The organism is Pararhizobium polonicum (assembly GCF_001687365.1).
GTDB classification, from domain to species: domain Bacteria; phylum Pseudomonadota; class Alphaproteobacteria; order Rhizobiales; family Rhizobiaceae; genus Pararhizobium; species Pararhizobium polonicum.
Genome location: NZ_LGLV01000009.1, coordinates 147,798 through 167,662 on the forward strand (window position 1 = coordinate 147,798; position 19,865 = coordinate 167,662).

The window sequence follows — 19,865 nt, forward strand, 5'->3', positions numbered from 1 at the left end:
AATCGTTATGAGCGTTTCACTATTCGATCTCAGCGGCAAGACTGCTCTGGTGACGGGTTCGTCTCGCGGGCTGGGGCGGGCCTTTGCAGAGGGGCTGGCAGATGCCGGCGCCCGGGTGATCCTCAACGGTGTCGATACCACGCGCCTCGAAGAGGCCGCCGCAGCAATGCGATTGGCCGGCCGCGATGTGTTGACCTTAGCATTCGACGTGACCGACGAAGCCGCCGTCGTTGCGGCCTTCGAGACGTTCGATCGGGATGGCATCCGGGTGGACATCCTCGTCAACAATGCCGGGATCCAGTTTCGCAAGCCGATGCTTGAGCTGGCGACCGCCGACTGGCGTCGCGTGATCGATACCAATCTCACCTCGGCTTTCCTCGTCGGCCGGGAGGCGGCAAAGCGGATGGCGGAACGTGGTTCCGGCAAGATCATCAATATCGGATCGCTGACCTCCGAACTCGCCCGGGCGACGGTCGCGCCCTACACGGTCGCCAAAGGCGGTATCAAGATGCTGACCAAGGCCATGGCGGCCGAATGGGCCGAAAAGGGCATCCAGGCCAACGCGATCGGCCCCGGTTACATGATCACGGACATGAACGAGGCCTTGCTCGCCAACCCGGAATTCGACGCTTGGGTCAAGGCACGCACGCCGGCCCGGCGCTGGGGCCGGCCGGAGGAACTGGCGGGAACCGTCATCTATTTCGCGTCCGCCGCATCCGACTACGTCAATGGCCAGATCGTCTATGCCGATGGCGGGATGATTTCCGTGTTGTAGGCGCGCGAGGAGCGCGCCTACGAAATCACTTTGTCGCGCTTCGGGGGAGCATGACAAGTTCCAACGAAACCAAGGGAGGAATGACATGAAACTCGGATCGATGAAGCGCGCATTTCGCGCGGGAAAACAATATCTGGCGCTGCGCGTCGGCGCGGGAGACACGCCGCGCATGACGCGTCGTGCAATCGGTTTCGGCATATGCGCGGCGATCGCACTGGCCGTCGTGCCGGCTACACCGACTTTGGCTGAGGACGCCAAGGTGGCAAAACTCGGCCATGGGTTTGCCGATACCCATCCGCGCTCGGCAGCGATGAAATACTTCGCCGAGGAAGTGGCGAAGGCAACCGGTGGCAGCGTGAAAGTCGACGTCTTCGGCAATTCCGCGATCGGATCCGAAGAGAAGATGCTGATGGCGCTTCAGTCGGGAACCATCGACCTTTACATGGGCGCGCTTGCTCCGATCGCGACCCACGAGAAGGAACTTCAGATTTTTGACGTTCCTTTCCTGTTTGCGACCGACGCCGAGGCTGCGGAAGTGCTCGATAGTCCGCAAGGAAAGCGTCTGCTCGACAACCTTGCCGATATGAATATTCATGGCCTTGTCTGGGCCGGTGGAGCGTTCCGCAATCTGTCGAACAGCAAACACCCGGTGGCATCGCTTGCCGACATGAAGGGACTGAAAGTCCGGGTGATGCAAAGCCCCATGGCTCTCGCAAGCTTCAAGGCACTTGGCATGAACGCCGTGCCCATGGCGTTCACCGAGGTCTATACGGCGCTCGAGACACGGGCTCTCGACGGCTACGAGCACCCTTTCGTGGACATGTATGCGAACAAGATGTTCGAGGTGCAGAAGTACCTTACCGCATCCAACCACGTCTACACGCCCGTGGCGCTACTGGCTTCCAAGAGGTTCTATGACTCGCTGACGCCGGACCAGCAGAACGCCATCCAGGCTGCAGCGGAGAAGACGCGCACCTTCCAGCGGGAGGCCGAATTGCGTGATGCCGCCGAAGCTCTCAAGAAGCTCGAGGCCGAGGGCATGGAGGCGACGGTGATGCCGCCGGCGGAACTCGATGCGATCCGCAAGGCGATCGAACCGGTCGTCGCCAAGAACAAGGACGTGATTGGCAATGAATTCGTCGATCAGTTCTATGCCGAGATCGCGAAGCACAGAAAATAAACGTTGTTGTCAGCAACGAGCCGGCCGAATGCCGGCTCGTCGCCGCAGTGTTCTGAGCGAGGCCTGTGAAATCTGCGAGGGGAGCCGCGCATCGAATGCGGCAACCGGTCTCGCTGGGGAGAGGAAAATGCGCGCATTTCTGGATGCAGGAGTCGGCGGGTTCTACCGCGCCATTGAGGTCATCCTTGTACTCTGCATGGCGACGATGCTTGTGATGGTTTTTGGCAATGTCGTCCTGCGTTTGTTTTTCAATACCGGGATCGACATCTCGGAGGAGCTTCCACGATTTGCGTTCGTGTGGATGACTTTTCTCGGAGGAATCATCGGCCTGCACAGGCGTAGCCATCTGGGTGTCGACATCGTCGTGCAGGCACTGCCGGTCCTTGGACGAAAGGTGTGCTGGGCAATCAGCCAGGTGGTGATGCTCGTCTGTGCCGTTTTCATCTTCTACGGCACCTGGCTTCAGCACGACATCCTGAAAATCACGGAATCTCCGGTCGCGCAGATCAGCATGCTGTGGGTCTATGGGGTCAGCTACGTCACCGGTGCGGCGATCGCTTTGATCTGCCTGTCGAACCTCGTGCGGCTGGCCATGGGGGATATTGCCGATGAAGAACTGATCGACGTTCACGAGGAAGGCCTTGACGAGGGGCTACAGGCAGCACGCGCGGCCGACGAGCAAAAGGGACGCTGATCATGATCGTTTTTGTCTTCATAGGGTCGCTTCTGGGCCTGATGGCGCTGGGCATGCCCATTGCGTTCGCACTGATCGGATGCGGACTTGTGATGATGTTCTACATGGGCATTCCCGACCCGCAGATCGTCATCCAGAACATGTGGGACGGCGCCAACAGCTTCCCGCTGCTCGCCGTTCCCTTCTTCATGCTGGCCGGCGAATTGATGAATGCCGGTGGAATGACCCGGCGCATCATTACGATGGCCATGGCGTGGATCGGTCATATTCGTGGCGGCCTCGGTTATGTTGCGGTCCTGGCCGCGATCGTCATGGCATCGCTTTCGGGCTCGGCGGTCGCCGACGCGGCGGCGCTTGCATCAGTCCTGATCCCGCTGATGCGGAATGCGGGCTACGATATCAATCGTTCGTGCGGGCTCATCTCGTGCGGCGGTATCATCGCTCCGGTGCTCCCGCCGTCGGTCGGCATGATCATCTTTGGCGTCGCCGGCGGCGTATCGATCACCAAACTCTTCCTGGCCGGCATCGTGCCGGGACTGCTGATGGGTCTTGCCATCATGCTGGCCTGGCGCTGGAGTATCGGGCGGGACAAGCCGAGAGTTGAGCCCAGGCGAACCCTTGCCGAGCGGCTGAGCGAGACGCGCAAGGCGTTGTGGGCGCTTGTCATGCCCGTGGTCGTCATCGGCGGCTTGAAGATCGGCGCGTTTACGCCGACCGAAGCGGCGGTGATCGCGGCGGTCTATTCACTGTTCGTCGGTGTCTTTGTCTATCGCGAGATCAAGCTGTCCGATCTGTTCGGACTTATGTATCGCGCAGCGGAAACCACGGCTGTCGTCATGTTCCTCGTCGCCGCCGCCGGTGTTTCCGCCTGGCTCATCACCACCGCGAACATCCCGCAGCAACTGGCCGACATGGTTCAGCCGTTCATGGAGAACAAGATCCTCCTGATGACAATCCTCATGGTGATCGTACTGATCGTTGGTACGGCAATGGACTTCACGCCAACGGTGCTGATCCTGACCCCGGTGTTGATGCCGATCGTCCGGGAGGCAGGAATAGATCCCGTCTATTTCGGCGTGCTGTTCATCATGAACAATGCGATCGGGCTGGTAACACCTCCAGTCGGCACGGTGCTGAACGTCGTCTGCGGCGTGGCACGGGTTCCGATGACCGGTGTCATCAAGGGGGTTGTGCCCTTCATGGTCGCCCAGATTGCGGTCCTTGTCCTGCTCGTGATCTTCCCGCAAATCGTGCTGTGGCCACTGGCGCTGATGTCGAGATGACCGCTCGCCGATCGACGTTGTTCAGTTCACCTTTCTAGGCTCAGGCCCTGTTGATCAATCCTTTTTCCAATTTGACGGGGTTTGATGAATAGGGGCCTGAGCCCAAACATTGTCCGGATTTTTCTGTTGCCCCCTGAACGATACGGTCAAGCACGATGGCGCAGGTGAGGGGCGCAAAACCGGCCAGCAGGCCTTGGCTCCGGGCTGCGTATTGAAGTGATTTCACGACCTCCTCGCCAAGGCCTTGAGCCCCGATCAGGACGGCGATCGCAACCATCGACAGGCACATCAGCATCGTTTGACAGATCCCGGCCATGCTCGAAAGTGCGGCGGCCGGCAGGTCTGCCGATCTGAGGTCACGGCGGTGAGGATAAGACGCTCCCGCCGGCAGCGGGCGAAATTCGGCTCGAAAAATAGCCCTTGCTTTCGGGACGCTAATTTCTATTATTTTAGTAGAGAATTATGCCGTCATGGCCGAACCGGTTCGTTCGGCTGATGCAACACCGCCTGGCTTCCCGCAAGAAAGGAACCGACGCATGACGCTTTTCCCGCCCCATCTTTCCGATTCGTCGCAACGCGCGGATACCGGCCCTCTTGCAAAGATCGCGATCGTCGGCCGTGGGTTCACCGGCATCATGACGGCGATCGCTCTGCTCAAGGGCTTCGACCGGCCTTTCCATCTGGTGATGTTCGATCCACAGCCGAAGATCGATGGCGGTGAGAGCGTCAGCCAGTCCGCAACGACGGTCCTCAACAGCCGGGTGCGGGACCTTTCCGTCGATCCGCAGGCGCGGGATGATTTCCGTCAATGGCTGGAAACGGATGAGGCATGGCGCAATCGCCAGGACCCGGCGGAGCTGAACGTCGAACAGTCGTTCGTGCCGGGAGAGATCTTCAGCGCCTATGTCTATCAGCGTTTCTCCGAGGTCCTGAGAAGGCGGACGGATGTCATCGTCCAGGTCTGCCCGGAAAGCGTCACGGCGATCGACAGGCACCCGGGCCGCGGCCTTTCGATTTTCTTCGGTGATCAGCAGCGAACGCGCTTCGATGCCGTCTTTCTGGCGACCGGCTACGGGTTGCGCGACGGGGCGGACGAGCCGTCGACGCTGAGCGCGGTTCGCGATACGGTGGTGATCGGTGGCGGGGTTCACGCCGTCGACCGGGCGCTCCGGCTGCTGGCGGCGGGCGAAGCGTCTCATGTCACGCTGATCTCCGCATCCGGTTTCCTGCCGCAGTCGCATGCGCGCGCGGCCGTCGGGCCCGTCACGTCGGATCGGCCGCTGCCGGGCACGCTTCGCGGCGCGTTCCGTTTCCTGCGTGAGGCTGCCAATACGGCCGATGCCGAAGGGTCCGGCTGGCAGGGCATCATGAACGGTTTTCGCCTGCGCGCCCGCGATCTGTGGGAAGGATTGACGCCGGAAGAGCGCCGCCGGTTCAAGCGGCATGTGAAAGCCATCTACGACAGCCATCGCAATCGCCTGCCGCCGGAGCATTACCGGCGTCTGCATGAGGCGCTCGCCAGCGGCGCCATTACGGTGCGCAAGGGAAAAGTCGAACGCATCGCAATCAACGGCGTGCTTCTTGCGACTGCCGCCGGTCTTGAGGTTCTCCCCGCCGATCGCACGATAGACTGCCGCTTCCGGCCGACGGACATTGATTCTCCCCTGTTCCGTTCGGTGCTGCGCACTGGCCTTGCGCGGCGCGACGAAGTCGAGCTTGGGATTCTCGTCGATCGCTTCGGCCGCGCCCTGGCCGCGCCGGATCTGTTTCAGGGACTGTTCGCCATGGGGCCGCTGGGGCTGGGCAGCCTTCCGGATATAGATTTGGTGCCGGAGATCGTCGCGCAGACCCATGCGGCGGCATCAGCCCTCGGGTCCTGGATCGACGAACTGGCCGAAATGGGCGATGTGGTGCGGGGCGCCGTATGATGCCGCTCTTGCTACTTCCTCATGCCTTTCGGCAGGTGCAGGCGTCATAGCCGCCGGAAAACAGCCGGCCGGGCCGCATGCCGATCATCAGCGGAATGTCGCGGACATGCGAAACGCGTAGCGAGCGGGACATCGCAATCGCCGCCTCGGCACAGATCGCCGCGTCCTCGGCGGCGTTGTGATGCGCGAAGGTCAGGCCGAGATGGCTGGCGAGAACATTGAGCTTGTGCGATCCGAGATGGGGCCAGACCTTTTGCGCCATCTTCACCGAGCAGAGATAGGAAAGCTCCGGATAGGCCTGCCGGTAGAGATCGAGACAGGAGCGCCAGACGCTGAAGTCGAAGGCGGCATTGTGGGCGATCATGGTGGCGCCGCGAAAGTCGTCGGTAAATTCGTCCATCACCTCGGGAAACTCACCGGCATCCTCGACATGCTCCGGGCGGATACCGTGGATGGCGATGTTGAAGGATGAAAAGCGCATGTTGCTCGGACGGATCAGCCGCTCCTCGACCCGAACGACCCGGCCGTCCTCGATCCAGGCCAGCCCCACGGAGCAGGCGCTGCCACGCTGTTCGTTGGCAGTTTCGAAATCGATGGCAATGGTCTTCAAGGCGGCGTCCCGGTTGCTCTTGCCCCGCTTCTAGCGGTGAGCGAGCGATTTGGCAAAGACAAGCTCTGTTCCGTCAAAAAGGCGGAAATTTGCCCGCTTTTGGCGCGGAGCTGGATGCTGTCCGGATGAGCACGCGTGCGAGCGTGTCTTCCACCACTTCGTCCGGATTGTGGACGAAACGTTGCATGACAACTGCCCTTCCACCTTCCCGCGGTTCAATGCTGGCTTCCGCTGGCAAGCCCCGCCTTGACGGCGCCCAATGAGCGCCGCAACCCGTCTTCGATGTCATGGAGTGGAACCGGAGCGGAGCGCCGCACGGGTTGCGCCCGGCTGTCGCGATGAAGCCTCATGGGCAGTTCGATGCTGACAGGCAGATCCGGACGCGCGGCCATGGCTGCCAGAATCCGGGCGCAGCCGATGTCGCCTTCGCCGATCGGCGTGAAGAACCAGCCTTCCGGCGTTCTTCGAACGTCCTTGATATGGGCGTGCACGCAAGCCGGAATGGCCAAGATGCCATCCGCGGCGAAGTCGCCGAGCGACGGACGATGCGAGGCGGTATTGGCTGCATCGTAGTTGAGGCCGAGATGGGGCGATCCGATCCGGGCGACGAGTGCGGCGCCGTCGGCCGCGGTATCGATGAGGTTGCTGCTGCCGTCACCGGGGTTTTCCAGCGCGATCAGGATGTCGAGCGCTTGCGCCCGCTTCAGCAGCGCTTCGATGTTGCGCAGGAAACTGGCGGCGCGTGCCCTGGGTGCGGCGTTGGTGGCGATCACCTTCGCGCCGATGGCGGCGGCGAATTCCATTCGGCCGGTGAAAATCTTAACAGCGTTGTCCGCCCCGAGATCGATATGGGACGACAGGGCGTGACAGCTCAGGCCCGCCGCGGCAATCGCGTTTCGCCAGGCTCTCGCCTCTGCCGGCGTGAAGGCGGTTTCGTCGAAGGTCTCGGTATAGCCGACGATGAAGGCCGGCTCGATATGGGTGAATCCAACCCGGGCCATGCTGTCCAGCATGATGTCGCGGCCATGCCCGTCATAGGGCGCGCCGGACGCGGAAATGATCCGCTCTGTCATGTCTTGTCTTCCTCCCGCTGCGTTTTCCGACCGGGGAAGCGCAGCCTCTTTCCTGTCTCCAGATGTTACGGGAACGGGCAGGACGACAAGCGGAAAAAACTAAAGAACCGGTGAATGAATTTCATGATTTTACCTGGGCGAGAGCAGAGGTCTCCGCTGCAGCTTCGCCGAGTTCGCCGAGAAGCCAGTCCGCAAACCGCCGCGCCAGGCGTCTCTGGCTGCCCGATTTCGGGAAGGCCAGGTAATGACCGATATACGAGAGGTCCTGCGCGACGCCGGTCAGCGGGGCAACGAGCCTGCCGGATTTCAGCTCGCGATGGGCAAGGCGGGTCGATTCGAGCGTCACGCCCATGCCATTGGCGGCGGCGTCGATCGCCAGGAAGCTTCTGTCGAAGCTCATGCTCTGCAATGGGGGAGCACCGAGGCCGTTCGCCTCGAACCAGTCCGGCCAGCGCAGACGCTTGTTGTCGCTGCGGATCAGGACAAGCCCGAGAAGATCGCGCGGCGATCTGATCCGTTCTGCCAGTTCCGGCGCGCAAAGCGGCGTCACGGTTTCACGCCCGAGCGGAATGACGACAAGATCATCTCCCTGCGGCTCCCCGTAGATGATGTCGGCGTCAAATTCACCATCGACAAAGCGGACGTAATTCGTGCTGGCGGCGATACGCACCTCGATCCCCGGATTGGCCGCGAAGAAATGCGGGAGGCAGGGCGACAGCACCTGGGCTGCGAAGCTTGGTGCGCAGTGCAGGCGCAGCAGGTGCGACCGGTTGGAGGAGACGACCTCGATCCCGCGGCGCAGATCCTCGAAGGCGCTGGATGCATAGGACAGGAACGTCTGTCCGGCGATCGTCAGCCGGACGGTTCGCGATGTCCGCTCAAACAGCGGATTGCCCAACGCCCGCTCGAGCTTGACGATCGCGTGACTGACGGCGCTGGCGGACAGATGAAGTTCATCGGCCGCGGCGCGGAACGACCCCAGGCGGGCAGCGGATTCAAAGGCGCGAATCGAGGAGAGTGAAATTCCATTCAACATGGGATTAGTGAAACAGATTCACCGACACGTGTAAACTTCGCGTTTGAAGCACCCGGGCCGACTTTGCAATATGCCGCCTGCAACCGCCACATCGGCGCTGCGGCCGACACGCCGGGAAGGCGCCGGCCAGACATGAGCCGGACACGATCATGTCCGGGGAGGAGAGAATACATGTTGCTGAAGGGCAAGACCGCCGTCATTTCCGGGGCGGCGAGCAGGCGCGGTATCGGCCGCGCCACGGCTGAACTTTTCGCGGAGCATGGCGCCCGCGTCGCCATTCTCGATCTCGACGAGGGCGCGAGCGCGGATGCTGCCGCATCCCTTGCCACCGTCGAAGGCGGCGCTCATCTCGGCATCGCCTGCGACGTGACCGATCGCGCCTCCTGCGGCGCAGCCGCTGCCAGGATCATCGAAAAATTCGGCAAGATCGACATCCTCATCAACAATGCCGGCATCACCCAGCCAGTCAAGACGCTTGAGATTTCGGGTGCCGACTGGGAGCGGATCGTTGCCGTCAACATGACCGGCGTTCTCTATCTCAGCCAGGCGATCATCCCCGGCATGAAGGCCGCTGGCGGCGGCTCGATCGCCTGCATGTCCTCGGTTTCCGCGCAGCGCGGCGGCGGCATCTTCGGCGGCCCGCATTATTCGGCTGCCAAGGCGGGCGTTCTCGGTCTCTCAAAGGCCATGGCCCGCGAGTTCGGCGTCGATGGCATCCGCGTCAATGCGGTGACCCCGGGCCTGATCCAGACCGATATCACCGGCGGCAAGCTCACCGACGAGATGCGCACGGACATCCTCAAGGGTATTCCGCTCAATCGTCTCGGCGATGCCCGCGATGTGGCGAACATCTATCTGTTCCTCGCCTCCGATCTTTCCGGCTATGTCACCGGCGCGGTCATCGACGTGAATGGCGGCATGCTCATCCACTGACGCCGCCATTCCGGATCTCACAGGGAAACGCATCATGACACCGACGCCCGACACGGCGCTCAAGGCCAACATGTCCCTCGCGGACCGCGCTTACCGCATCCGGCGCAATGCCGTGCTGATGGGCGAGGTCCAGGGGCAGGGTTATGTCGGTCAGGCGCTCGGCATCGCCGACGTTCTGGCTGTTTCGTATTTTCACGCCATGCGCTACCGGGCGGACGATCCGCACTGGGAAGGGCGCGATCGCTTCCTGCTCTCCATCGGGCATTATGCGATCGCCCTCTACGCTGCGCTGATCGAGGCCGGTATCGTGCCGGAGGACGAGCTGGAGACCTATGGCTGCGACGATTCCCGTCTGCCGATGTCCGGAATGGCGTCCTATACGCCCGGCATGGAGATCACCGGCGGCTCTCTCGGCCACGGCCTCGGTATCGCCGTCGGCATGGCGCTAGGGCTGAAGCGGAAGCAATCGGACCGCTTCATCTTCAACCTGATGTCGGATGGGGAACTGGGCGAGGGATCGACCTGGGAAGCCGCGATGGGGGCTGCCCATCATCGTCTCGGCAACCTCATCAACCTCGTCGACTTCAACAACCAGCAGGCAGACGGTCCGTCGCGCGAGATGCTGTCGTCGGAGCCGGTAACGGACAAGTTTTCAGCCTTTGGCTGGCATGTGCAGCGTGTCGACGGCAACGATATCGATGCCGTTCGCAACGCCTTCGATATCGCCATGGCGATCGAGGACGACCGGCCGCGGGCGATCATCTTCGATACCCGCATGGGCAGCGGCGTTCCCTTCCTCGAAAGCCGGGAGGTTACGCACTTCATCCGCGTCGAGCCCCATGAATGGACGCTGGCGCTGGACGCCTTGGAAGCAGGACGACCCACATGAGTACGAAACCGACCCCTGTCACCGCCGATGCGCCGAAGAAGCGGCTGACCACCTCGGCCATGATCGCCTCGATCGCCGCGGAGGGGCAGGCGACCCGCCCTGCGCCGTTCGGTCATGGCCTGGTCAAGCTTGCAGAAAGCCGGCCTGACATCGTCGGGCTCACTGCCGATCTCGGCAAGTACACGGACCTCCATATTTTCGCCAAGGCCTATCCGGACCGCTTCTATCAGATGGGCATGGCCGAGCAGCTGCTCATGAGCACGGCAGCCGGTCTGGCGCGCGAAGGTTTCATGCCATTTGCCACCACCTATGCGGTTTTCGCCGCCCGCCGCGCCTATGATTTCATCGCGATGGCGATCGCCGAGGAAAACCTGCCGGTGAAGATTGTCTGCGCCCTGCCCGGGCTGACGACCGGCTATGGCCCCAGCCATCAGGCGACCGACGACATCGCCATATTCCGTGCCATGCCAAACATGACGATCATCGATCCATGCGACGCGATCGACATCGAAGGCGCAGTACCGGCTATTGCCGAATATCCGGGCCCGGTTTATCTGCGGCTGCTGCGTGGCCAGGTCCCGGTGGTGCTCGACGAATACGACTACCAGTTCGAACTCGGCAAGGCGAAGCGCCTTCGCGATGGTGCAGATGTTCTCTTCATTTCCTCGGGCATTCTCACCATGCGCGTTCTCGAAGCCGCAAAACGCCTGGACAAGGACGGAATTTCCTGTGCGGTCCTGCATTCGCCGACCATCAAGCCCCTTGATGTCGAGACCATCCTGGCCGAAGCCGATCGGATGGACCGGCTGCTGATCGTCGCGGAAAATCATTCGGAAATCGGCGGTCTCGGCGAGGCGGTCGCGCTGGCACTGCTGAAAAACGGCCGCGCGCCGCGCCTGCGGCACGTGGCTCTGCCCGATGCTTTCCTCGACGCGGGCGCCCTGCCGACGCTTCACGATCGCTACGGGATTTCCGTGGAGCGGATTTGCGAGCGCACCAAGGGGTGGCTGAACGAGGATTGAGATTGAACGCATCGGATCCGTGAAACGATCCTGTGTGAACGAGACGAGCGGTATCCGGTCGATCAAGAGGAGACGATCGCCGGGCACCGGACTGAACCAGCTGCCTTCGGGCACATTCGATCAACGGGAGGAAGACATGACACTATCCTTGAAAAGGCGGACGTTCCTGACGATGACCGGCGTGGCGCTTGCCGCGCCTGCCGTTCTCAGCGGCATCCGGCATGCGCGCGCCGCAACCACGCTGACCCTTGGCCACGGTGCTGCGCCCGGCAATCCGCGCACGCTTGCGGCGGCGAAGTTCGCCGAGCTGGTCGCGGCCAAAACCGAGGGCCGCGTTGCGGTCAATGTCGCGGGCTCCGAAACGCTCGGCAGCGACGCCGCCATGCTCACCAGCCTGCGCACCGGTGCGCTTGACTTTACCGCCAATAGCCAGGGCCCCGTCTCCGCGGTTGTGCCGGAGATCGCGGCGCTCGGCCTGCCTTTCATGTTCGAGAGCGCCGATCACGCGATCAAGGTTCTGGGCGGGGATGTCGGCAAGGCGCTTGACGAACGGTTCGCCGCCGTCGGCATCGTTGCGCTGAACTGGTGGGACAACGGCATCCGGCACCTGTCCAATTCGAAGAAGGCGGTCATCACGCCGGCCGATCTCAACGGGCTGAAGATCCGCACACCGGCCGATCCGATGACCATCGACATCTTTCGCGCGCTGGGTGCCAGCACCGAGCAGATCGCCTTTGGCGAACTCTATATCGCACTCCAGCAGGGCGTCGTGGACGGACAGGAAAATCCGCTTGCCAATATCGAGAGCTCCAAGCTCTACGAGGTCAACAAGTATATCAGCCTGACCGCGCACAAGTGGGAGTCCACGCCTTTCCTGATGTCGAAGATCGCCGAAGCGCGTCTCGGCGCCGATCTCGAGGCCGTGAAGGCGGCGGCGCAGGAGGCAGGCGATCTGCAGCGCAGCCTCTCCGCCCAGAAAGCGACCGACACCTTGGCGGCCTTCAAGTCGAACGCTGCAATCGAGATCGCCGACGTGGACCGTGCCGCCTTTGTCGCGGCCACCCGCCCGGTTCTCGAAAACTGGAAGCAGAAGCCCTTTGGCGAATTCGTGTCGCAAATCGAGGCTGCGGCTCAAAGCTGACCCACAGGGAATGGCGCATCGCCGCATGCCGGCAATGCGCCATTCCGGTTTCCATGAAACCATGCCAATGCGAGTAGGCTGCTTGACCGGGCGGCATGGGGAATGCGTGATTTTGGAGGAGGAACGATGACCGGGGGATTGCTTTCAGCAGCGGATCGGATTGATGGACTGGTATCACGGCTATGCAGGTGGGCGATCATCCTGTCCGGCATCGTGCTGACCGTCGTGATGACTGCCAATGTCGTGGCGCGCTACACCTTCGCGTCCGGCGGGTTCGATTTCGCCCAGGAACTGCCGACGTTGATCTTTCCGTGGTTCATCATCGCGGGCATTGTTCTGGCGGCTCAACTGGGCTCTCACATGGCCGTCGAGTGGATCTATGGCAAGGTCGACGAGCCGGGCAAGGTGAAGGTCTTCCTTCTGGCAAACCTGATCACGCTTGCATCCTTTCTGGTGCTGGCACGACAGGCGCTGATCGTTGCCGACATCGCCGGGATCGAGCACAGTCCGGTCCTCGGGCTGCCCAACAGCATCGGCTATTATTCGATCGCCACCGGCGGCCTGCTCGTCGCCATCGTGACCGCCACGGCCGTGCTGCGCGTCGCCGTCAACGGTTGGGCTGCCCGCCCCGCTGCCGATACTCAGGAGATGCCGCTATGACCCTCATTATGGTCGTCACCTTCTGTGTCCTCATGATGCTGGCCGTGCCGGTGGGCTATGGCCTGATCATCGCTGCCGGTGCGGGCATTCTCTTCAACGGCTACGTGCCGCTGTCGATCGTCGCCCAGCAGGTCTATGATCAGACCCAGTCCTTTCCGATGCTCGCCCTGCCGTTCTTCATGCTGGCTGGAACGTTGATGCTGGGCGGCACGCTCGGTCAACAGTTGCTGGAGCTGGCGTCGAAATCCATGCAGCGCTGGCGGGGCGGGGCGCTTTCGACAACCGTCATCTCTTCCGTGGTGTTCGGCGGCGTTTCCGGGTCGGCCGTCGCCAATGCCAGTGCGCTCGGTTCCGTGCTTATCCCCTGGCAGAAGCGGCAGGGCTATCCCGCCCCGCTCTGTGCCGCCAACAATGCGACATCCGCGGTGATCGACGTGCTGATTCCGCCGTCCATTCCGCTGATCCTCTATTCGCTGGTCAGCGGCGTCAGCGTCGCCAATCTGTTCCTTGCGGGGATCTTGCCCGGCATCCTCATGGCAATCGGCTTTGTCTTCGTCTGCTGGGCGATCTCGGTGAAGCGCGGCTATGCGACAAAGGATGAACGTGTCCGCAAGCGCGATCTGGCCGGGCTTGCGATGAAGAGCATGCCGGCCCTGCTTTTGCCGGTGCTGATCATTCTCGGCCTGCGCTTCGGCTTTGCCACGCCAACGGAAGTGGCGGTACTCTCGGTGGTCTATTCGCTGATCCTCAGCCTGTTTTTCTACCGCGATCTCACCTGGAAGCGTTTCTGCGACAACTTCGTGGAGGCGGGTACGGCCACCGGGGTGGTCATGCTCGTGATCATGGGAAGTGCTGCCGTCGGCTGGGTCCTGACCTTCGACCAGACGCCGCAACATGTGGCGACATGGGTTGCGGACAACATCTCCAATCCGATCGTCATCATCCTGATGATGAACATCCTGATGCTGATCGTCGGCATGCCTCTGGACCTGCCGCCGTCCATCCTGCTGCTGGGGCCGATCTTCGTGCCGCTGGCCGATGCGATCGGGCTGGACCGGGTACAGCTCGGCATCATCATGGTCATCAACCTCGGCATCGGCCTTTATACGCCACCGATCGGAACGACCCTGTTCATCTCGACGTCCATTGCCAAAGCGCCGCTTGGGGCGACCACCCGCGAACTCTGGCCGTTCTTCGCGATGGCCATGCTGCTGCTGATCGCCGTCAGCTACATTCCCGCGCTGACGATCTACTGAGGCGTATCCGATCACCGGCAAGCCCGCGGCGCATGGTGTGCCGCGGGCTTGTCATTCGAAGCGATGGATGAGGCGTCCCTTCCAGAACGGAAGGCGGCTAGGTGTCTGTCCCGGCCGATGCGCCTGGCTCCGGCAATTCGGCTGGCGACGTCTGTTCGGAATTCCGAAACTGCTGCAAGACGGGATCGATCGCGTCCATCAAACCGTCGGGATGGCCTGGCTTGCCGGTTGCTGCCCATCGGTCTTCATATTCGGCAATCTCAAGACCGACGACGTCGTTTCCGGCGAGAATCTCGAAGGCATTGCGCAATTCCGCAAGCGACAGGCCTCCCTCGACCTGATAGTCGCTTGGCACCAGGCCGGGCATCAGAACGTCGCAGTCGAGATGGATGTAGACGGGGCGCTCACCGATGGCTTTGCGAAGGGCGTCCGGCAGGGTCTTGCCGGGAGGAACGAGCTTCAGTGTTCCGCGTTCCATCAGATTCCGCTCGAACGGATCGAGATCCCGGGTGCCGACCAGGATCACGTTGTCCAGTCTCAATGCGTCACCCAGGCCGGTTGGCCACAGGCCGGCGGCGCCGGTGAGAACCAGTCCTCCCAGATAGCCGGTATCGGAGGATTCCGGAACATTGCTGTCGGCGTGGGCGTCGAACCACACCACGGCGGCATCCGGGAAGTGCCGGGCAATGACCGGCAATGTTGCCAGCGACGCGGCGCACCGCCCCGCTGTCGTAACGGGACGCAGGCCCTTGCCGATGACGGAATCCAGATGCTGCGCGAAGCGGTGCAGGGCAGGAAGGGCGGCATCGAGTTCTTCGCGCCAGCCCGTTGCCAGCGGCGGTTCCGGAGTGCCGATCAGCGCAGGAGCAATCCCCAGCCGCTCCGCTATCCGTTCCCCGATGACGGACGCACCGGCCATCGCGCGTGGATTGCGATCGCCACACCTGCCTGCAAATATTGTCAGTGCGCTCTGCATGAAACTCCTCCTCAGCTCCGGGTGTTATGCCGGGGCCATCGGCCATCCTGATTTACCGATCCGAAGTGTAGCGGGCAGCGTTCCTCTCTGGAGTGTGACCGGCCGGACTGGTCCCATTGTTCCACAGATTTATCACGCGGGAGATCATGGCCGGATGGCTGAGGTGACGGCTTCATGTCGGTCGGCGGTTACCGGGCCGTGCCGATCGGTGCGCACGATCCCCGCTCGACGATGGTGCAGCCCAGTTCCACGCGGCGCGCGGGCAGATGCTCGCCGAGGGTCCGCAGGCAATATTCCATTTCATCGAGCGCCATGCGGCCGATCTGGGCGAGTGGTGCATGGACGGTGGAAAGCGGCGGGTCCATCATCTGGCCGCGCAGGATATCGTCGAAACCAAGCACCGAGACATCCTGCGGGACCCGGTAGCCGCGCTCCTTCAAGGCCTGGATCACCCCGATGGCGATGTTGTCGGCAAGACAGAACATCGCCGTCAGGTCTCCGAGGCCGCCGTTTTCCTCCAGCCAGCGGCGCATGCTGCGCGCTGCTTCTTCCGGCTCGAAACTGTCGATCATGATGATGGAGCCGCGCGCGCCGATCGCCTCGTGGTCGCGGATCGCCTCGTTATAGCCGTCCTGCCGCTGGCGGATCGTGTATCGCCCCGTCCATCCGACCAGCGCGATATTGCGGTGTCCAAGATCGAGCAGGTGCTGGACGCCGAGCCGCGCACCATAACGGTTGCCGATACCGACGGAGCCGACCCGCATGGTCGGGTCCTGTCCCGCAAGGAGCAGGGCCGGACGGTCAAGCCGCGACACGGCTTCGAGCAGTTCCGGGTTTTCGTCGAAATAGACGATGATCCCATCGGACGGGGTCTCCTTGATCCGGCTCAGCACCGGCCCCGGCATCAGCCGGCTTCCCTCCGTCACCAGCGGCTTGATCTGGATGCCGCGCGCGGCGCATTCCTTGCGCAGGCTTTCCAGAATGGTCCAGGAGACATAGTTGGTGTCGTTCTGCGGCAGCCTGTCGGCCGACGCCACCAGCATGACGGATTTCAGCGTCGGCTGCATGGCGCGGCGCAGGCGCGAATCGAGATAGCCGCTTTCGCGTGCGATCGTCATGACGCGGTCGCGCACCGCGTCGGAGATCTTCGCCGTGCCGTTCAGCACGTGGCTGACCGTGCTCAGGGAAACGCCGCTCTGTTCGGCTATCTTCTTGATGCTCACGAGGTCATTTCACTCCGCTGCTGGCAACGCCTTCGGTGATATATTTCTGCAGGAAGAGGAATACCACGGTTACCGGCAGCAAGGTAACGACCGTCATCGCCAGAATATAGTGCCATTGCACGTTGAACTGACCTTGCAGAGCGCTCAATCCGATCTGCAGCGTGTAGTTTTCCGGGCTGGACAGAACGATCAGCGGCCAGAGGAAATCGTTCCAGCGCCAGATGACCGAGAAGATGGCGAGCACAGCGAGCGCCGGCGCGCAGAGCGGCAGCACGATCCGCCGGTAGATGCGGAACTCCGATGCCGCATCCACCCGGGCGGCCTCGATCAGGTCGTCCGGAATGGTCAGCATATATTGCCGCAGCAGGAACACGCCGGTGGGCGTCGAGACGGTCGACAGGATCACGCCCCACAGATTGTCGGCGAGGTTCAAGCCGACGATCACCATGAAGGCCGGCACCATGATCACCGACAGCGGGATCATCATGGTCGACAGGATGAGCGCGAACATGGCGTTGCGGCCGGCAAAGCGGTATTTCGACAGCGCGAAAGCCGCCATCGAATTGAGAAGCAGCGTCAGGATCGTGGCGACCACGGTGACGAACACGGTGTTCCAGAGATAGCGCAGGAAATTGAACTGCTTCATCGGCTCGGTATAATTCGAGAATTGCAAGTGGAATTCCTTGAGCTGGCGCAGCTCGGCGACCGGAACGCGGAAGGTCTCTTCCGGTTTGGTGGGATCGAGCACCGTCGCCGACAGCCCGACACGGCGCACCAGCGCGACTGTCTGTTCGCTGCCATCGGGCGCCGTCCTGATCCATACCGACAAGGGCTTTGCCTGGCCTTCGACGGTGATTGTCTGGGCGGCACGCGGCACAAGTGCCGGCGGAAAGGAATTGATCTCCGCTTCCGTCTTCAGCGAGGAGATGACGGCCCAGGCGATGGGGATGGCAACGACCAGCGTGCCGAGAATGGCCCAGCCCCAGGCGAGCCAGTCGGAGAGGTCAAACCGGCCGGGATGGCGGGTGCGGGTGAGAAAGGCAATCATGTCAGACCTGCGCTTTCTTGGCGAGCCAGAGCTGCGAGAGTGTGAGGAGGAGCAGGGCGATCCCCATCAGGACGGAAGCGGCGGACGCCAGGCCGTAAAGCCGCAGGTCCGGGGAGAAGGCCGTCTGGTAGATGAACTGCACGATGAAGGTATTCGCGGTTCCCGGTCCGCCGCCATTGGTCAGCACCCAGGCTTCGTCGAAGACCTGGACCGAGCGGATGAGCAGCAGCACGGTGACGACGAGGAGATTGGGCATCAGCAGCGGCAGGGTCAGGCACCAGAACTGCCGCCATTGCGAGGTTCCGTCGATCTCGGCCGCCTCGTAGATATCGCGCGGGATCGCCTGCAATCCGGCAAGGATAATCAGCATGAAGAAGCCCATGTGGAACCAGATGGAGACATACACGACCCAGATGCGCGACCAGGCGACTTCCAGCAGAAAGATGATCCGCGTATCGAACCATTCCATCAGGAAGCTGTTGAGCAGGCCTTCACGCGCCAAAAACCATTGCCAGATGAGGCCGACGACGACGGGTGACAGGAGCACCGGATAGAAAAAGACCGCCCGGAAAAAACCGCGCCCGCGCGTCAGCCGGTTGAGCACCAGCGCCGTCACCAGGGCGAAGAACAGGGTGCCGAGCGTATTGAGGAGGGTGTACCACCAGGTATTGTGGACGGCGGTCCAGAACAGATTGTAGCGGCAGGTGGAGGGGGTCAGATAGCTGCCGCAATCGAGCAGCGCCTTGAAGTTCTCAAGCCCGACGAAAGGCCGGTCCCAGATCAGCAGATTGGTGCCGCCGGTGAACGCGTAGGCGATGGCCAGCCCAACGGGCACGAAGACGAAAATGGTGAACAGCACCATGTTCGGCAAGATGAAGACATAGGGCATGCGTGCCGCACCGAGGAGCCGCTGCAGCGCCGCCATCGGCATTTCCACCACCCGCATCACCGCGTCGAGCCCGTCCCCGACACGCTCGCTGCGCGCAACGGCGGGAGGTGCGACGCTGGCCGGCGCACTCATATCCGCGCTCCCTTGAGCGACCGGCCATCTGCGGCGGAGAAGAGATGGGCGAAGGCGGGATCGAATGTGAAGGCAAGGGTTGTACCTGTTTCCGCTTCGAAATGGCCCGGCACGTGGACGATCGTCAATTCATCGCTCTGGCTGGTGCGGCCATAGACGAAGGTTTCGTGCCCCATGCTTTCGACCTGTTCGACCACCATGGTGCCGCCACCTGTGCCGGGTGTCGTGGGCCTGAGCTTGAGATGGGACGGCCGCAGGCCGATCGCGACATCGCTGCCGGCCTGAACGTCGGCGTCCATGCCCGGTACGGTGAAGCGGCCGAGATGGGGGCTGTCGAGCGTCACGCCATCGCCACCGGACGAAACGACCTTGCCCGGATAGATATTCATGCGCGGCGAGCCGATGAAGCCGGCGACGAAGAGATTGGCGGGTCTTTCGAAGAGATCGAGCGGCCGGCCGATCTGCTCGACCTTGCCCTTGTTGAGAACGACGATTTTCTGCGCCATGGTCATCGCTTCGACCTGATCATGGGTGACGTAGATCATCGTCGTCTTCAGCTGCTTGTGCAGCTTGGTGATTTCCGAGCGGGTCTGGACGCGCAGCTTCGCATCGAGATTGGAGAGCGGCTCGTCGAACAGGAAGACGCGCGGTTGGCGCACGATCGCCCGGCCGATCGCGACACGCTGGCGCTGTCCGCCGGAGAGCGCCTTGGGCTTGCGGTCGAGATAGCCGTCGATCGCCAGCATTTTGGCCGCGGCGTCCACCCGGCGATTGATCTCCGCCTTTTCCATCCGCAGGTTTTCCAGCCCGAAGGACAGGTTCTTGCGCACGCTCATATGCGGGTAGAGCGCATAGGACTGGAACACCATGGCGATCTGGCGCTGGGCCGGCGAAAGATCGTTGACGCGCTGGTCGTCAAAGCTCATCTGCCCGGCCGAGATCGGCTCAAGGCCGGAGATCATCCGGAGCAATGTGGATTTGCCGCAGCCCGACGGACCGACAAGAGCGATGAACTCGCCGGACTGCACCTCGATATCGATGCCATGGATGACTTCCAGCGATCCGTAGGATTTGCGCAGATCCTTCATGGATATTGCGGTCATTGTTCTTTCCTCCC

The 19,865-nt window shown here is 62.3% G+C and carries 20 protein-coding genes; 11 read left to right on the top strand and 9 right to left on the bottom strand.

Annotation, left to right across the window (positions count from 1 at the left end; translation table 11 throughout):
• Positions 1-7 precede the first annotated feature (7 nt).
• From ADU59_RS15515 to ADU59_RS15530, 4 genes are all read left to right on the top strand, one after another.
• Positions 8-775: an SDR family oxidoreductase gene (locus ADU59_RS15515; RefSeq protein WP_068955042.1), complete on the top strand. Its 768-nt coding sequence runs from the start codon at positions 8-10 to the stop codon at positions 773-775.
• Positions 776-860: 85 nt separating this feature from the next.
• Positions 861-1,955: a DctP family TRAP transporter solute-binding subunit gene (locus ADU59_RS15520; protein WP_202970078.1), complete on the top strand. Its 1,095-nt coding sequence runs from the start codon at positions 861-863 to the stop codon at positions 1,953-1,955.
• Between the two features lie 127 nt (positions 1,956-2,082).
• Entirely contained in the window at positions 2,083-2,649 is a 567-nt protein-coding gene (locus ADU59_RS15525) for a TRAP transporter small permease (RefSeq protein WP_068955043.1), read from the top strand.
• A 2-nt stretch (positions 2,650-2,651) separates the two neighbouring features.
• Entirely contained in the window at positions 2,652-3,932 is a 1,281-nt protein-coding gene (locus ADU59_RS15530) for a TRAP transporter large permease (RefSeq protein ID WP_068955044.1), read from the top strand.
• Positions 3,933-3,972: 40 nt separating this feature from the next.
• Here the strand turns inward: ADU59_RS15530 and ADU59_RS15535 are convergent, their stop codons facing one another.
• The gene (locus tag ADU59_RS15535; RefSeq protein ID WP_139093180.1) at positions 3,973-4,227 is read right to left on the bottom strand and encodes a hypothetical protein; all 255 of its coding nucleotides are present in this window, start codon (positions 4,225-4,227) and stop codon (positions 3,973-3,975) included.
• Between the two features lie 241 nt (positions 4,228-4,468).
• Here ADU59_RS15535 and ADU59_RS15540 point away from each other — a divergent pair, with 241 nt between their 5' ends.
• Positions 4,469-5,860: an FAD/NAD(P)-binding protein gene (locus tag ADU59_RS15540; protein ID WP_068955046.1), complete on the top strand. Its 1,392-nt coding sequence runs from the start codon at positions 4,469-4,471 to the stop codon at positions 5,858-5,860.
• A 19-nt stretch (positions 5,861-5,879) separates the two neighbouring features.
• Here the strand turns inward: ADU59_RS15540 and ADU59_RS15545 are convergent, their stop codons facing one another.
• From ADU59_RS15545 to ADU59_RS15555, 3 genes are all read right to left on the bottom strand, one after another.
• The gene (locus ADU59_RS15545; RefSeq protein ID WP_068955047.1) at positions 5,880-6,470 is read right to left on the bottom strand and encodes a 3'-5' exonuclease; all 591 of its coding nucleotides are present in this window, start codon (positions 6,468-6,470) and stop codon (positions 5,880-5,882) included.
• Positions 6,471-6,685: 215 nt separating this feature from the next.
• Positions 6,686-7,543 carry a sugar phosphate isomerase/epimerase family protein gene (locus ADU59_RS15550; RefSeq protein WP_068955048.1) on the bottom strand — a complete coding sequence of 286 codons (858 nt, stop codon included), beginning with the start codon at positions 7,541-7,543 and terminating at the stop codon, positions 6,686-6,688.
• 121 nt (positions 7,544-7,664) lie between these two features.
• Complete coding sequence (locus ADU59_RS15555; RefSeq protein ID WP_068955049.1) at positions 7,665-8,579, bottom strand: LysR substrate-binding domain-containing protein; 915 nt, start codon at positions 8,577-8,579, stop codon at positions 7,665-7,667.
• 171 nt (positions 8,580-8,750) lie between these two features.
• Between ADU59_RS15555 and ADU59_RS15560 the strand changes: the two genes are divergently transcribed.
• From ADU59_RS15560 to ADU59_RS15585, 6 genes are all read left to right on the top strand, one after another.
• Positions 8,751-9,512, top strand: coding sequence for an SDR family NAD(P)-dependent oxidoreductase (locus tag ADU59_RS15560; RefSeq protein ID WP_068955050.1), 762 nt, complete (start codon positions 8,751-8,753; stop codon positions 9,510-9,512).
• 34 nt (positions 9,513-9,546) lie between these two features.
• Positions 9,547-10,401 (top strand): transketolase, encoded by an 855-nt coding sequence (locus ADU59_RS15565; RefSeq protein ID WP_068955051.1) that lies wholly within the window; start codon positions 9,547-9,549, stop codon positions 10,399-10,401.
• Positions 10,398-11,423 carry a transketolase family protein gene (locus tag ADU59_RS15570; RefSeq protein ID WP_068955052.1) on the top strand — a complete coding sequence of 342 codons (1,026 nt, stop codon included), beginning with the start codon at positions 10,398-10,400 and terminating at the stop codon, positions 11,421-11,423. Before ADU59_RS15565 ends, ADU59_RS15570 begins: the two co-directional genes overlap by 4 nt.
• 136 nt (positions 11,424-11,559) lie before the next feature.
• A complete protein-coding gene (locus ADU59_RS15575) occupies positions 11,560-12,564 on the top strand; it encodes a TRAP transporter substrate-binding protein (protein WP_068955053.1) in 1,005 nt (334 codons plus the stop codon).
• Positions 12,565-12,690: 126 nt separating this feature from the next.
• Positions 12,691-13,224, top strand: coding sequence for a TRAP transporter small permease (locus tag ADU59_RS15580; protein ID WP_068955054.1), 534 nt, complete (start codon positions 12,691-12,693; stop codon positions 13,222-13,224).
• Positions 13,221-14,480 (top strand): TRAP transporter large permease, encoded by a 1,260-nt coding sequence (locus ADU59_RS15585; protein WP_068955055.1) that lies wholly within the window; start codon positions 13,221-13,223, stop codon positions 14,478-14,480. The genes ADU59_RS15580 and ADU59_RS15585 overlap by 4 nt, the downstream gene beginning before the upstream one ends.
• Before the next feature lie 97 nt (positions 14,481-14,577).
• On the opposite strand, the gene ADU59_RS15590 is transcribed toward ADU59_RS15585, so the two are convergent.
• The 5 genes from ADU59_RS15590 to ADU59_RS15610 form a co-directional block, all read right to left on the bottom strand.
• The gene (locus tag ADU59_RS15590) at positions 14,578-15,456 is read right to left on the bottom strand and encodes an arginase family protein (RefSeq protein WP_068955056.1); all 879 of its coding nucleotides are present in this window, start codon (positions 15,454-15,456) and stop codon (positions 14,578-14,580) included.
• Between the two features lie 188 nt (positions 15,457-15,644).
• Entirely contained in the window at positions 15,645-16,679 is a 1,035-nt protein-coding gene (locus tag ADU59_RS15595; protein WP_068955057.1) for a LacI family DNA-binding transcriptional regulator, read from the bottom strand.
• A gap of 4 nt (positions 16,680-16,683) precedes the next feature.
• Positions 16,684-17,727, bottom strand: coding sequence for a carbohydrate ABC transporter permease (locus ADU59_RS15600; protein WP_068955058.1), 1,044 nt, complete (start codon positions 17,725-17,727; stop codon positions 16,684-16,686).
• A 1-nt stretch (position 17,728) separates the two neighbouring features.
• The gene (locus ADU59_RS15605; RefSeq protein ID WP_099050837.1) at positions 17,729-18,748 is read right to left on the bottom strand and encodes a carbohydrate ABC transporter permease; all 1,020 of its coding nucleotides are present in this window, start codon (positions 18,746-18,748) and stop codon (positions 17,729-17,731) included.
• The gene (locus ADU59_RS15610) at positions 18,745-19,851 is read right to left on the bottom strand and encodes an ABC transporter ATP-binding protein (RefSeq protein ID WP_068955059.1); all 1,107 of its coding nucleotides are present in this window, start codon (positions 19,849-19,851) and stop codon (positions 18,745-18,747) included. Before ADU59_RS15610 ends, ADU59_RS15605 begins: the two co-directional genes overlap by 4 nt.
• Between the last annotated feature and the right edge of the window lie 14 nt (positions 19,852-19,865).